This window comes from Psychrobacter sp. Sarcosine-3u-12 (genome assembly GCF_002836005.1).
Classification (GTDB): domain Bacteria; phylum Pseudomonadota; class Gammaproteobacteria; order Pseudomonadales; family Moraxellaceae; genus Psychrobacter; species Psychrobacter okhotskensis.
On record NZ_PJBY01000109.1, the window covers coordinates 367871 to 382898 of the forward strand.

12 protein-coding genes are annotated in these 15028 nt (G+C 43.6%); 6 read left to right on the forward strand and 6 right to left on the reverse strand.

Translation table 11 applies throughout. The features are described from left to right. Positions 1-59 precede the first annotated feature (59 nt). Positions 60-1778: a urocanate hydratase gene (gene hutU / locus CXF65_RS13470; RefSeq protein ID WP_101212537.1), complete on the reverse strand. Its 1719-nt coding sequence runs from the start codon at positions 1776-1778 to the stop codon at positions 60-62. Between the two features lie 305 nt (positions 1779-2083). On the opposite strand from hutU, the gene CXF65_RS13475 reads away from it, so the two are divergent. The 4 genes from CXF65_RS13475 (at position 2084) to CXF65_RS13490 (ending at position 5724) form a co-directional block, all read left to right on the forward strand. Then, positions 2084-2881, forward strand: a complete 798-nt coding sequence (locus CXF65_RS13475) for a UTRA domain-containing protein (RefSeq protein ID WP_101212539.1) — start codon at positions 2084-2086, stop codon at positions 2879-2881. 429 nt (positions 2882-3310) lie between these two features. Next, on the forward strand, positions 3311-4147 hold the full coding sequence (locus tag CXF65_RS13480; protein ID WP_057761253.1) for an amino acid ABC transporter substrate-binding protein: 837 nt from the start codon (positions 3311-3313) through the stop codon (positions 4145-4147). Positions 4148-4221: 74 nt separating this feature from the next. Beyond that, positions 4222-4905: an amino acid ABC transporter permease gene (locus CXF65_RS13485; RefSeq protein ID WP_179797881.1), complete on the forward strand. Its 684-nt coding sequence runs from the start codon at positions 4222-4224 to the stop codon at positions 4903-4905. Positions 4906-4980: 75 nt separating this feature from the next. Then, positions 4981-5724, forward strand: coding sequence for an amino acid ABC transporter ATP-binding protein (locus tag CXF65_RS13490; RefSeq protein ID WP_101212541.1), 744 nt, complete (start codon positions 4981-4983; stop codon positions 5722-5724). A gap of 112 nt (positions 5725-5836) precedes the next feature. Here CXF65_RS13490 and CXF65_RS13495 read toward each other — a convergent pair whose 3' ends face one another. From CXF65_RS13495 to CXF65_RS13515, 5 genes are all read right to left on the reverse strand, one after another. Continuing rightward, positions 5837-6790 (reverse strand): DMT family transporter, encoded by a 954-nt coding sequence (locus CXF65_RS13495; protein ID WP_101212543.1) that lies wholly within the window; start codon positions 6788-6790, stop codon positions 5837-5839. A 298-nt stretch (positions 6791-7088) separates the two neighbouring features. After that, positions 7089-7823: a lysozyme inhibitor LprI family protein gene (locus tag CXF65_RS13500; RefSeq protein WP_157824082.1), complete on the reverse strand. Its 735-nt coding sequence runs from the start codon at positions 7821-7823 to the stop codon at positions 7089-7091. Positions 7824-7843: 20 nt separating this feature from the next. Next, on the reverse strand, positions 7844-8491 hold the full coding sequence (locus CXF65_RS13505; RefSeq protein ID WP_101212546.1) for an anthranilate synthase component II: 648 nt from the start codon (positions 8489-8491) through the stop codon (positions 7844-7846). 72 nt (positions 8492-8563) lie between these two features. Continuing rightward, positions 8564-9982, reverse strand: a complete 1419-nt coding sequence (locus CXF65_RS13510; RefSeq protein ID WP_101212548.1) for an anthranilate synthase component I family protein — start codon at positions 9980-9982, stop codon at positions 8564-8566. Between the two features lie 87 nt (positions 9983-10069). Further along, positions 10070-10345, reverse strand: a complete 276-nt coding sequence (locus tag CXF65_RS13515) for a Trp family transcriptional regulator (RefSeq protein WP_101212549.1) — start codon at positions 10343-10345, stop codon at positions 10070-10072. 502 nt (positions 10346-10847) lie between these two features. Between CXF65_RS13515 and CXF65_RS13520 the strand changes: the two genes are divergently transcribed. Further along, positions 10848-12935 (forward strand): TonB-dependent receptor domain-containing protein, encoded by a 2088-nt coding sequence (locus tag CXF65_RS13520; protein ID WP_101212551.1) that lies wholly within the window; start codon positions 10848-10850, stop codon positions 12933-12935. Positions 12936-13157: 222 nt separating this feature from the next. Continuing rightward, on the forward strand, positions 13158-14435 hold the full coding sequence (locus CXF65_RS13525; RefSeq protein ID WP_413772506.1) for a PepSY-associated TM helix domain-containing protein: 1278 nt from the start codon (positions 13158-13160) through the stop codon (positions 14433-14435). Positions 14436-15028 lie beyond the last annotated feature (593 nt).

A 15028-nucleotide genomic window follows, 5' to 3' on the forward strand; every position in this document is an offset into this window, starting at 1 on the left:
TGATAAAATGTCGATGATATCCTTATGTCAAGTAATCACTTATAAGGATAAAGTGTATGCTACTTAATCATCGGTAGATTTAAGCCATATTCTTTGGCTGTTTTGATGGCCAGCTCATAGCCCGCATCCGCATGACGCATCACACCTGAGCCGCAATCATTGACCAGTACTCGCGCCAAGCGCTTGGCAGCCGCATCTGTGCCATCGGCGACGATGACCATGCCAGAGTGCTGCGAGTAACCCATACCCACGCCGCCGCCATGATGCAATGACACCCAAGTGGCACCGCCTGCGACATTGAGCATGCCATTTAATAATGCCCAGTCAGATACAGCGTCCGAGCCATCTTTCATACTTTCTGTTTCACGGTTGGGGCTGGCAACAGAGCCAGTATCTAAATGGTCACGACCGATAACGATAGGACCTTTCAACTCACCACTTTTAACCATTTCGTTAAATGCCAAGCCTGCTTTATCACGTTCACCAAGACCTAACCAGCAGATACGCGCTGGCAAGCCTTGAAATTGAATACGCTCTTTAGCCATGTCTAGCCAGCGATGAATATGCTGATTTTCAGGGAACAACTCTTTAATTTTTTGATCGGTTTTGTAGATATCTTCTGGATCACCTGATAATGCGACCCAGCGGAATGGACCTTTACCTTGGCAAAACAGCGGACGAATATAAGCAGGGACAAAACCCGGGAAATTAAAGGCATTTTTTACCCCTTCATCAAAGGCAACTTGACGAATGTTATTACCATAATCAGTCGTTGGGATACCCATTTCTTGTAGATCTAGCATGGCCTGCACGTGTACGGCACAAGATGCAGCAGCATCTTTGGTTAAGGCGGCATGTTGGTCTGGATTTTCTTGTGCTGCTTTCCATTCTTCAACTGTCCAGCCAACTGGCAAGTAACCATTGATCAAGTCATGTGCTGAGGTTTGGTCAGTGACCAAATCAGGCTTCATGCCACCATCGTGCGCACGCTTGACCATTTCAGGTAGGATATCTGCGGCATTACCAAGTAGGGCAATAGAGACCGCTTCACCTGCGTCGGTATGCTGTTTGATCAATTCATAAGCATGGTCGAGATCATCGGCTTGCTTATCGACATAACCAGTACGCAAGCGGAAATCGATACTAGACTGTTGGCACTCAATGTTCAGTGAAGTTGCCCCTGCAAAAGTAGCCGCAAGTGGCTGCGCGCCGCCCATACCGCCCAGACCCGCGGTTAAAATCCAACGTCCTGCCCAGCTACCATCATAATGCTGACGACCTGCTTCCACAAAGGTCTCATATGTCCCTTGCACGATGCCTTGGGTGCCAATATAAATCCAGCTACCAGCCGTCATTTGACCATACATCATCAAGTCTTTGCGATCGAGCTCGTTAAAATGCTCCCACGTCGCCCAGCGCGGCACAAGGTTAGAGTTTGCAATCAATACACGCGGTGCATTTTCGTGCGTTTGAAACACGCCAACTGGTTTGCCAGATTGCACCAATAAGGTTTCATCGTCTTCCAATTCTTTTAATGACGCTAGGATTTGATCGTAGCTTTCCCAATTGCGGGCTGCGCGTCCGATACCACCATAGACCACGAGGCTTTTAGGATTTTCGGCCACATCAGGATGCAAATTGTTTTGCAGCATACGATAAGGGGCTTCGGTCAGCCAGCTTTTGCAATGTAGAGTACTGCCAGTGGGCGCGGCGATTTCGCGGCTCTCATCACGGCGAGTCAGCTTAGTCTCTTTATTGGTTCCATGGTCAGTAGTCATTATCATATCCTTGTGATATCTGTTAAGACGATAAAGTAATCAAAGTAAGTGTTTTACAGTCAGTCTATAAATTTAGCGAAACATCGATTAGATGACGCAAATTTTTTAGCACTGTCATAAAGTTGTATATACAAATTATCAAAGATATTTTTTTCATGCAAGCAGTTTTTGTTAAATGACTCAATTATTTTTGTGAGGGTTTTGGTAGATAGATAAATGTCACAGTGTTTTGACAAGGTTCATGACGTTATCTCGTGATATTATGGCGCTACTATTATTGGTGAAACTAACGGTTAAACACGGACATGACAAAGACAATCCCGGCATATCAGCGGATTAAAAACGCCATATTAGACAATATACACTCGGGTAAATGGCAAGCGGGCAATGCAATTTCTACAGAAATGGCGTTGGCAAAAGAATTTGGCGTATCGCGTATGACGGTCAATCGCGCCCTAAAAGAGCTGAGCGAAGAGCGAGTGCTAGAGCGCCGGCAAGGGTCGGGGACGTTTGTCGCCCAGCAGCAGTTCAATCATACCTTTGTAGAAGTGCGCAATATCGCGCAGGATTTAAAATCTGCCAACCGCGATTATCAGGCGCAAGTGGTGAGTAAACGCATACTTACGGCTGCGATGTTAGACGATGAATTACGGCGTAAATTTGATATTAATAAAGTAGCTGTGTCTTCTGATACAAGCGCTAACACAAACGCTGATACAACCGTAATGGATGACAGTACTGGCGCAGATAGTAGTAGCGACGTTGCTGTTTTATATGAGGTAAAAATCATTCACTTTGCGGATGGTCAGCCCATACAGTTCGAAGAGCGCTGGGTGGATGCGCAAAAGGTGCCAGAATTTATTGAGCAGGATTTTAGTGTGGTCAACACCAGTGATTATCTCATTGCCAAAAGTCCACTAGAGCGCGGTCGCTATACCATTCGTGCACTGGCGGCACCAGATGAGATAGCTGCGCTACTGCAAATCGCACCGCAGTCGCCGACATTGGTATTGCGTCGCCAGACCTATTCAGCAGGTCGAGTATTGACCTTTGTGAAGATGTGGCATGCAGGCGATCGCTATCAGTTCTCAGGCGAGTTGTAGCAGATATAGTCAAGCCTATATAAATCCGCTACATCCTCATCCTCGCTAAGCATACTCATGTATAACTTGCACTCGGTTTCCTTGTATCGAAATTATATTGAACTGACTATAGCTTACGTATGCTCACTGATTGTGTACGTTTTTCTGTCTAAAGTGAGATACTATATCCATAAGCTGCTATTTAATAAGATAGCAATTGGCGTTAATTAAAGTCATCAGAATATTTGAACAATCGTTAAAAATTAAAATATAATATAGAAACAGTATTGAAAAATAGCCCAAATAGCCTCAAATCGGGCAACCAAAGCCGAAAATCATAGAAGAGCTTATATTGTTCTTCTGTGTCGGCTTGCCCTATTTATTAGCACCGTATATTTTATTAGCATTATGTGTTTTTACTTTATTCATTCACTCTTATAAGGACGTCTTATGAAACGTCGTACTCTTTTAGCTCTTGCCGCTAGCACCATGTTCCTTGCCGCTTGTGGTCAATCTACTACCAACGAAGCCGATACCAGTGCAACTGACAGCGCTGCAACAGGCGGTTCTGATTTGCTACAACGTATCAACAACGGCGGCACTATCAACGTCGGTACAGAGGGGACTTATCCTCCGTTCACGTATCATGATGAGAGCGGCAAACTAACGGGTTATGATGTTGAAGTAACGCGTGCAGTCGCGGATAAACTAGGCGTAGACGTTGAGTTCAAAGAAACCCAGTGGGATGCGATGCTGGCTGGTTTGGATTCAAAACGTTTTGATATGGTGGCTAACCAAGTCAGTTTGACCACGCCTGAGCGTAAAGCAAAGTATGACAAAGCGATGGCTTATAGCTGGTCAGGTGCGGTTGTATTGGCACCTACTGATGACAACCGTTATAGCTCGTGGGAAGGTTTAAAAGGCCTACGTACGGCGCAATCACTTAGCAGTAACTACGGTGAGCTTGCAGAGCGTTATGGCGCAGAGATCGTTCCTGTCGACGGTATGGCGCAAGCGATTCAATTAGTGAAGCAAGACCGTGCTGACTTTACAATGAATGACAATCTGGCGGTATTGGATTATCTCAAAAAATTCCCAGATTCTGATCTTGAGATTAAACTAACTGCACCTGCTAGCGAGTTACGTGGTTCAGGGCTAGTGCTTATCAAAGGTGATGATGAAGTTGTAGCTAAATTAGATGAAGCAATGGCTGAATTGGCGGCTGAAGGCACGCTAACTAAGCTTAGCGAACAGTTCTTTGGTGCTGATATAAGTCAACAAAAATAATGTCAGTTTCTATCATGTCAGCTTCTGTAATGTCTACATCATGGTTCGCGGACTTATTGGCAGTATTGCCATTTATGAGCCCTGATCGAGCGCAGATCGTCATCTCGTCGTTTTGGCCAATGCTCAAAGGCGGTATCTATTATTCGATACCGCTGGCATTGATCTCATTTGCGATTGGTATGGCCATTGCACTGACAGTGGCATTGATTCGTATCATTCCGCGTGCCACTTGGTTCCATGAAATCATCTATCGGCTCGCTCGTGTCTATGTGTCCGCCATTCGCGGTACACCGATGCTGGTTCAGCTGTTTATTATTTTTTATGGTTTGCCAAGTGTTGGGGTGAAGCTCGATCCCTTTCCTTCAGCGATTATTGCATTCTCACTGAACATCGGTGCTTATGCATCGGAGACAGTGCGTGCTTCGATTTTGTCAATACCAAAAGGGCAGTGGGAAGCAGGCTCGACGGTTGGTTTGACGTATCTACAGACGTTTCGTCATGTGATTTTACCGCAGGCGCTTAGAGTATCGGTGCCGCCGTTGTCCAATACCTTTATCAGTCTGGTAAAAGATACCTCACTTGCTTCATTGGTACTGGTCACTGAGCTATTCAAACAAGCGCAAATTATCACGGCTCGTAACTATGAGTTTATGCTGGTCTATACAGAAGCGGCGATTATCTATTGGGGTATTTGTCTGTTCTTGACCTTTATCCAAGGCAAGCTTGAAACCCGCCTTGATCGTTATGTGGCAAAGTAGACTGTTGCTATTGGCACAACAGGCATCAGCACAACTAAGACTAGAAATACAGAGACCAGCACAACAGGAATTTTTATGATCAAAGTCACTAATATTCATAAAGCCTTTGGTGGAAATCAGGTGCTAAAAGGCATCGACTTGACCATCAATAAAGGCAAAGTGGTCGTAATATTAGGACCTTCAGGATCGGGTAAAACCACCTTTTTGCGTTGCTTAAATGTGTTAGAGATTCCTGATCAAGGTGTGATTGCTTTTGATGACGATAGCTTGAGCGTCGACTTTGCGACTAAGCCAAGTAAAAAAACGCTACTAGCTTTACAGCGTAAGTCAGGTATGGTGTTTCAGTCTTATAACTTGTTTCCCCATAAGACAGCCATTGAAAACTTGATGCTTGGGCCTACAGTGGTACAAGGACAGAGCAAAGCGCAAGCCCGTGAGCAGGCACTGGTACTACTTGAGAAAGTTGGACTGTCGGACAAAGCGGATCTCTATCCTTTCCAGCTATCTGGTGGTCAGCAGCAGCGTATTGGTATTGCCCGTGCGCTTGCTATTGAGCCGTCATTGTTACTATTTGATGAGCCAACGTCGGCGCTGGATCCAGAGTTGGTACAGGATGTGCTTGAGACGATGAAGCAGCTCGCCTCTGAAGGTTGGACGATGGTCGTAGTGACTCACGAAATCAACTTTGCCCGCGACGTTGCCGATCATGTTGTACTGATTGAAGATGGTTATGTGGTCGAAGAAGGCAGTGCCAAGCAGCTGTTTGAGGACTCAAAGCATCCTCGTACGCAGGCATTTTTGCAACGTATTGAGCAGTAAAAACGCTTGTTTTTGCGTAAGTAATAAAACAAAAAGGCCCCAATCATGATGCAATGGCTGGGGCTTTTTTTATCGCAATAAATAGGACGTATTTCAAATAATAGACAGTAAACTATATTTTTTGTCGTTGCTTTAACCAGCGAGGTACGCGAGTAGCAGTACCATTTAATACAGCATTTAACAAAGCCGCCAGCAAAATAAGCGCCACGCCCAGATATTGAATCCAAGACAAAGATTGATGTAGTAAAAACATCGCGAGCGCAATAGCAGTTAATGGCTCAAAAATCGTAAATACTGATGCGCGAGAGGCAGGCAGCTTTTCTAATGCTTTCATATATAGCGCAAATGGTACGACAGTTCCTAGCAAAGACAGCCCTAGGACATACCCCCACGTCATTAGCGGTAGGGTTAGCAGTTTTTCATAAGTATGATAAGTTTCTGGTAATAATAACAGCATGCAAGCACTGATGATAATAGAGGTAAAAAACACCAATGGGGCAGGGTGAGCATCGTGCATCGCACGTTTGCCCAGCACGCCATATAAGGAGTAGCACATTCCCGCTAACAGCCCCAATAAGATACCCCAGTTGACTTGAGCATGCTCGCCTAACATCGTCAAACCAACACCAAAGACAGCCATTAGAGCCAGTAGGGCTGATTGACGAGTAATGGATTCATTGAGCAAGACTGCCGAAAATAATAGGCTAAAAACCGGTGCAGTATATAATAAGGCTACGGCTGGTCCTGCACCGACGTAGATAACAGCAAAGAAATAACACAACGACATGCCAAGGACACCTATCAACGACTGCATCGCCAGTCCAAGCCATTGTTTTGGCTGTAACTTGATAAGGTGGGGCCACAGTGTTGGTAGCATGGCTAAGATGATAAAGGCCGCCGTGACAATGCGTAATATCGTTACCTGCCAACCACTAAATCCAATTTGGTTTAGGTAAGTCGAGAATATACCCAACGTGCCCCAGCAAATAGCAGCCGTGATGATTTGAATGGTGCCTAGCCATGATTGATGCGAATGGTTCGTCATTCCGTTGTCGATGTTTGCCATACTGTTTTCTTCTTACGATCTAAGTGACACAAGATGTTGTAAGATTGCTATTGATACAATCTCTCTAAGCAATACTGAAATAAGAAAAGACAACCTGATTAAAGGCTGTCTTTTGTTTGTTCTTTTGAGTCTATCACTAAAAGATAATAAGTGGCTACTAGGTCGTATGATAAATTCAATCAATAGTTATTCAAATGGCTAAAAAATGGCTAGCGTTTGCTAAATAACCTAAGTAATATCGAATTATTAACTCATATCATATTCGTGTTCGCGTCATTTTTTCTTTCTACAGTCTCTGTTAATCAATCCATAAAAAGAATGTTTGCTCTCGGAGAGCATTTCGCTGAATAAAGCACACTTTTTCCAATTGGGTTCTTGGTAAATGATCCGTATCAGCCCCGCAGTTTTTTGAGCGCTGTTTTATCCACTGAGTCTGCTCTTTTTTAAGATTAGCCGCCATATCCTCACCGTACAGGCGTCTGACTTCATTTCGCGTTACTCTGTAGCTTTCATTCAATGCTTTATCAGACGTGTTATATATCTGATCAACCAAATCAGCTTGTGATGCTAATGGCAGATAAATCTCGTTTTCTTTGTAGGTGGCACTATAGGTATCGACTGTCCATTTACTTCTTATAGATATCTCATGGTTCGAGGTATCTATAAACCCATCAAAATCTTCGCCCTCAAAGGTATAACCCTGAAATCGACACGGGGTCACGCCATCTTTACATAAGCTATGCTTGGTTTCCGCAGAGTAGTATTTGACAGCGTAGGGCGACTTACTAGATTCTGGTGTTGTCTGCAATAGTCGTCCTAAATCGGGAGCGACCAGTAGCATATTGTTGCAAGTAACGCTTCCTTCTGCACATCTCTCATAAAGGTTAAGACGTTGACCTTGGATGTCCATGCCCATTGTAAAGTTTGCCTGTACAGGAGCTACAGCCGAACTGACAGACGTCATTAGCGTTAAGCTCAAGAGCAACGCAGTACGTCTGAGTAAGCTGTATTTATTTAGGCTTGAGCTAGACATGGAGACGGACATATATAGGTTTATACCTGCAGCAAAAAGTTACTCAGCAATCGCTTAGCGCCCTCAGTGGCAAACGACTCAGGGTGAAACTGCACACCTTGGATTGGGTACTCTTTGTGCGCCAGTCCCATAATCTCATCACCAGTCAATGCTGACTCAGCAAAGCTCAATTCAGCACGGCTGTCATTAGCGACTACCGAGGTAATTGTCAGACAGCTTGGGATGGTGTCGGCTTTTACCATCAGTGAGTGATAGCGCATGATCTCAAGCTCTTGTGGTAAGCCTTGATAAATACCTGAATTATCATGGCGAATTGATGAGACCTTACCATGCATCGGCACACTAGCGCGTACCACATCACCACCGAACACATGAGCAATGCCTTGCATACCCAAGCAAACGCCTAGTAGCGGCACAGTTTTGCCTAGTGTTTCAATGACCTCGCTACAGATACCAAAGTAAGCGGGATCATCAGGGGAGCCAGGGCCAGGTGAAATGATAATTCTATCAAGATTCATCGCTTCTACGTCTGCTAAAGTAATTTCGTTATTGCGTTTAACGATGACGCTGGCTTCTTCATCACTGTCTAAGGTTTGCAAAATCTCGCCCACGTATTGGTAGAGGTTAAAGGTAAATGAGTCGTAGTTATCAATAATTAAAACATTCATGGGTCATAAACTCTTTTGTGAAAATAGTGCTAGGTAAAATATGGTCAATTTATGCAGTACGTTTAGCTTCAATTATGATTGCATAAAGCTGTCTAACACGACTTTCATCGCCGACAGTTTACGCTGAATCTCTAAGTACTCATCGGCTGGGTTTGAGTCGTAAACGTTGCCACCACAAGTTTGAGCGTAGGCAGACTCGCCATTGATAAAGAGGCTGCGAATAGGAATGGCGAAGATACAATCACCATTAAAATTGAACGAGCCTAATGCACCGCCGTAAGCACCGCGACCATCTGGCTCTAGCTCATTGATCACCTTAATGGCTTCTACTTTAGGTGCGCCTGATAGTGTCCCAGCAGGGAAATTGCTAGCAAGCGCACTAAACATGTCTTCGTTAGGATGCAAGATACCAACGATTTCAGAAGAAATATGCTGCACGTGAGAGAAGCGTTTGATATCCATCAGGCTACGTACTTTTACCGTACCAAAACGTGCCACTCGGCCAATATCATTGCGATGCAAATCGACTAGCATATTGTGCTCGGCAATTTCTTTATCATCGTTGAGCAAGGCGCGGGCAAGCTTACGGTCTTCGATCACATCGGCGCCGCGCTTGGCAGTTCCTGCGAGCGGATAGGTTTCCATTTCACCCTGACGCAAGCGGAATAGTAGCTCAGGCGAGGCACCAATGATGCACTGCTGGGCAAATTTCATAAAATACATATGCGGCGATGGATTGACGGCACGTAGCTTTTCATAAATCGGCATCTTGTCACCGGCAATACGGTATTTAGACTTAAAGCCTACCTCACACTGAAAGATGCGACCAGCGATGATGTCTTCTTTGACTTGCATGACGACATTGGCATGCTCTTCTTGGCTCATACCATCACCTAAAAATTCAACTTTAGGCGCTTCATAGCTAGGCGTTGGCTCATCGAGTAGGGCTTTGATTTGCTCAATACGGTTTTCTTGCTGAGCGGTTGGGTAATAAAAGTAGAAGATTTCCCCAGTCATTTTATCTAGGGTCAATCCATCTAAATACACGCCAAACTTAAATGGTTCAAAGTCTTCGCTGGCTTTTGCATTGAGACTAGGTTCAAAGAAGTTCACGCAGTCATAACCCAAATACCCAACCAGACCACCGCTTTGATCGCGGGCAATAACATGCTGCGGCGTTATGTCGCGCAGTAGTTGATAAGGGTTGTCGGTTTGATAATGGCTTGTTTCAGCAGCTTTATTGTCGGTAATCGCAAGCGTGTTGCGGTCTAATGCAGCGATAGTGGTCACAGGGTCAAAGCCAATCGCATGGTGGCGCGAGATATGGCTGTCTTCACCCAATGATTCGAGCAAATAGCAGGTATCAAACGCGCTTTCAATACGTTTGAATAATGCAAAAAAATCGATATCTTGCGTCAGTTTAATGCGTTGTGGTTTGCTCGGAATATCGATAGGAGCAGGTTTGGTCTGTGTGCGAGTACTAGAGGTCATAACAAAGTCCGAAATGGTTCAAATATATGTCGATTAATAAGTAAGAAAGTAGCAATTAAAAAGGTGGATAGTGCTGAAATAAGTGGCTTAAGAGCGACTTCTATGAGTGGCCAGCAACCCACTTACATCATGGCTTTGCTTGGCCTTGGCACCACGAGAGACAGTTGCGATACCAACGCCTAGTTGCTCAGAGATATCACGTTGCGTGATGCCGCAATCTAGCAAATCAAAAATCCGAATACGATTGGCGATGTCATGCTGTTCTTTATCCGTCAGCAGTGCACTGAGCAGCTTGTCAATATCTGAGCTATCAGTACAGTTGGTCAAATGTTTCACTAAGCTCTGATAAGGATCGGTAGTCATAATAGGTAATCTTAGCTAAAGAAAATAGATAGGTCGTTTATTAAGCGATTTTTCGCTGAGAACTATCTTGTTTCAGTATTCTAGTACAGTAGTACAAAAAAAACAAGTGATGAGCTAAGTTAATATCAGACTACTATAGAAGTGATAAGCGCCTACGCCTGACTATATATAGCCTTAATACATAGCCAGAATAATATTGAATGATAATTTTATAACCAGTATCGAAGCATTTTTGCACTCTCTCAGCATATTCAGGGCTAAAACAGAGAATTTATTATATTAATTATTGCCAAAGTGTTAATACTTCGTTATTATGTCTCTCATTATTTAAACGCAAATCATTATCATTAACATTAATCATGTTATTCGCACAATAAGCTTAAGCGTTTTCAAGATATTCCATCTTCTGGTAGGCACTATTTTAAGGGTTTTCGATGATAGCCCTTAAAAATAATTCCAAAAATTCTAATTTCTGACAGTAAATAAAGTGAGTAAATGTGTTATGCGCGAAGTAAAGTTATCTAGTCAATTGACAGTATTGTCTATCGGTGTTGCCGCTGTATTGTGGACGCAAGCTGCCAGTGCCGCAACGGCAGCAGATATGCCAAACACGACATTGCAGACTATCACTGTAACAGCAAATAGCTCAGTACGTGACGCTGTACAAGAAGACTCTGTCTACATAGATGACTACACCCCAGCTGCACAAGCCAGCCATTTGAGCGATTTTCTGGACGTTGTGCCAGGGGTGAGCGTGGGCGGCACCTCATCGGTCAACCAACGTATTCGTGTACGCGGTCTTGATGATACTAATCTAAAAGTCACGATTGATGGCGCACGTCAAGAAGGCGCGTTGTTCTACCATATGGGTGATGTCACTATTGATCCAGATCTGCTAAAACAAGCAGAAGTATCAGTGGGTAATAACTCAGTGACGCTAGGCAATGATGCCATCGGCGGCGCGGTTGCTTTTGAGACAGTCGACGCGGCAGATTTACTCAAGCCAGGTCAAAAGGTAGGTGCTAAGCTGCATACAGGTTATGCTAGTAACAATGATGAACTGCTAACCTCAGCCACTGTGTATGGTGCGCCAACAGAAAATGTTGATTTACTGGCTTATTATGGCAAACGCAATGCGGACGCTGGTGAAGACGGTAAAGGTCGTAAAATCCAAACTGAAGACAGCGAAGGCGAAAACATCCTATTAAAAGCGGGTGCTTATATTGCTGATGATCATCATGTAGGTGCTAGCTTTAGCCGTACCGAAAACAAAGGCAAGTTCCCATTACGTCCAGATTTTCCTGCTGGTGGCTGGAACCCAATCATCCCGCAGGAAGTCAAACGTGATACCTATGCGCTTGACTACGCATATAGTCCTGCCAACCAGTTGGTCAATGTAGACGCCAATGTATATCAGACCAGCACGCAGATTTTGCGTAACTCTGATGGCGTACCTGGGTTTGAGTTTGATGCAGAAGTCAAAACCACAGGTGCAAAAGTACAAAACACCAGTATCATCGATAGTAGTATTATCAATGGTGTGCCAGGGGTTCACAAGTTAATCGCTGGGGTTGAGCATTACAAAAAAGAATCTGAGATGACACGTGACTTTGGTAATGCGAGCACTGATGAGGCAACCAATACTTCAGTGTATCTAGAAGACCAATGGCAAATGGGTAAGCTTAGCTTAACGCCAGGCGTCCGTTATGACCGTTATGAGTCTCCAGAGTATGTATCGGCTGGCAAGACTTATGACAATGTCGTTGGCGCATTGGCTGCTAGCTATGAGATTGCACCGCGCACCCAGCTATTTGCAAGCTATACTCAGTTATTTAATGGTCCAGATCTTAGCCAAACGATTTTTAACACCGATGGCGCTGATACGTATGTGAACAATGACCTAAAAGCAGAAGAAGGTGACAATGCAGAAGTCGGTATTGCTACAACGCTGCGTGGTCTGACTATGGCTGATGACTCTTTAAAATTAAGTGCTAAGTACTTTGAAACCAATATCGAAAACTATATTGAGTTTGTACGTGCAGGTGGTAGTAGAACTGGCATGAATTGCACAACTGGGCAACTAGGTACAAGTGCTGCCCCTGAAGCCTGCCAAGGTGTCATCAATAATGATGAAGATTTCAAAATCAAAGGTGTAGAGCTATCAGCCGATTATCGCGCAGATAACTTCAACATGGGTCTAAGCTATGCTCGTGCACGTAGCAAAGGCGAAGATACAGGTTACAATATCTCTTCTGTCAGTGGCAGTGGCTCTGAGTCTGGCGATAAGTACATGGTCAATCTAGGTTACGCTCCAACCAATACTACTGAGCTTGGCTGGCGCAGTACTTATGTCGCCGATGTGACACCGAATACCGCTGGTGATGACAACGAAAAACCAGGCTATGATGTGCACGATATCTTCATGACTTACACGCCAACTCAAATCGAAGGTTTGAAGGCCACGCTAGGTGTATACAACATCTTTGATGAGACTTATGCAAGCCATGCGTCACGTAACTCTATCGATGATGCCTATACTGATTTTGAAATGGGACGTAATATCAAAACGTCTTTAACTTATCAGTTCTAATCTAGCTTATCGGATTTAAGTCTAATCGTACTTATAAAGTCAGCTGTCTTACACGGGAGCTGGCTTTTTATTGCCTACTAGCTTTTACATTGGCTATAACAGCAATGACGTGCCAACTTATAAGTACCTACCAAAACAACAAATGACAAAGAACTAAGACTAATGATTTCATTCAATCTTCATCAAGCTTGCCTATGGCTCCATCGTTATACTGGGCTTGCCATGGCAGCTTTCTTAATTATCACTGGTATTACTGGCACGTTATTGGCATTTCATGACGAGCTAGATGATATCTTCAACCATAAACTGGCTCAGGTTGAGAAACAAAACGCATCACATCTGCCTATTGCCGAGCTTCATGATAAGGTCATCAGTGCGTACCCTCAATATGCTTTTTCTAGCATGCCAACCTCGGTAGCAGCAGAGAGGTCAGCCGTATTTTCGGTAGATAGAGCACGAGGAAAAGCCGCCCAAAACCAGCCAAAAGCACCGTTTCAACAAGTTTATGTCCATCCTTATACTGGCGATATCATTGGTACTCGTGATAGAAATGAGTGGGCATGGCACAACACCATGTGGAAAGTGTTTTGGTTACATCGCGATTTATTACTGGGTGATATTGGAAAATTGCTACTAGGGGTTGTCGCGCTCGTGTGGACGATTAATTGCTTTATTGGCTTTTACTTAACGTTTCCTAGAGCGATCAAAAAGAAAAAAGCACAGAATAAAACCTCGCCTAAAAAACGTGCCTCCTTTTTTAAACGTTGGTTACCAGCGTGGAAAATCCGTACCAAAAGTAATATGTTCAAATTGAATTATGATCTACACCATGCTTTTGGATTATGGCTTTGGGGGATCTTATTTGTCATCGCGTGGTCTAGTGTTGGTTTTAACCTAAGAGAGGTCTATCAACCTGTGATGCACGCTGTCGTAGGGCTTGAAGGAAGGGGTGAGAGACAGGAGAACTCAAGAAAACCATCAGAAAAAGCAGAGCAGGCGTCTGGTGCAGAAACAGCGACTAGGGTTAAGGTTGTAAACAATGAGGTTGTCGATGTCGAGTCTGTTGATGTGGTCAATAAAGCCAATAGCATTGCTTATTTAAGTGAGCAGGCAAACACTGCTGCCCAAAGCAAGGGTATGCTAGTACGAGAGTTTTTAGGCATACGTTGGATTGAGGACGAGGGTCAATGGCAGCTGCGTTTTAAAACAGATAGAGATATCGGTAAAAAAGGCGGCGCTTCGTCTATTACCGTCAATGCAAGGACTGGTAGCATCGAGCGTGTAAATTTTGGCTATCAAAGTTCATCATTTGGCAGCAAAGCCGATCAATGGCTATCGACCTTACATATGGGGCATATCAGTCAAGGTATTGGCCATTTGCTGTATCAAATATTTTTAGCATTGATAGGTTTGGCTGTGACAGTGTTGTCTATTACTGGTGTTTATCTATGGTGGAAAGGGCGTCAAAGTCGATTGAAGGCGTTGCAAAAGGGTAGGTAATATTGCCAGATTTCTAAGGTAGGCTTTTAATTCGGTAAATAGCTGTGTACTGCATTAAAGGCATGCCCTAGTTATCACTTGAATTGCAAAAATATTGTGTATGCTATCAAGACAGTAAAAATAAAGGAAGAAAATCTCTCACCTAGCATCACCCATTTATGCCATGTATTATTTTCATCGTAGTTCTTTGTGTAATCTACTGAAGAGATGTTTTGAGTAAAATCCATAGGAATAACCACCAATCTTAAAGCATATAAAGTGATTCCTAACCAAAAAAAGGTATTTGATATCTCTTTATTTAAAGCATTAAAAATGAATAAGCAAAAGCTAATTACTAAAATTAATATAGATAGATTTTTATAGTTTATCCATCGATGGCTCAATAGGATCTTATGCATCAAAAATTCCTTTTTTCGTCTGCAAAATGCTGTACTTAAACCGTATAGTAGAGCCTTTATAAAAGTGGTACAGTCGTTTTAAAACAAGCGAAAAGTAAAAAGATTATGACTTATTCAGCAGACTTCCGTGCTCAAGTGATTAAAAGTGTTAAACAACAAGATATGAGTATCAGACAAGCTTGTGCATTTTATGAT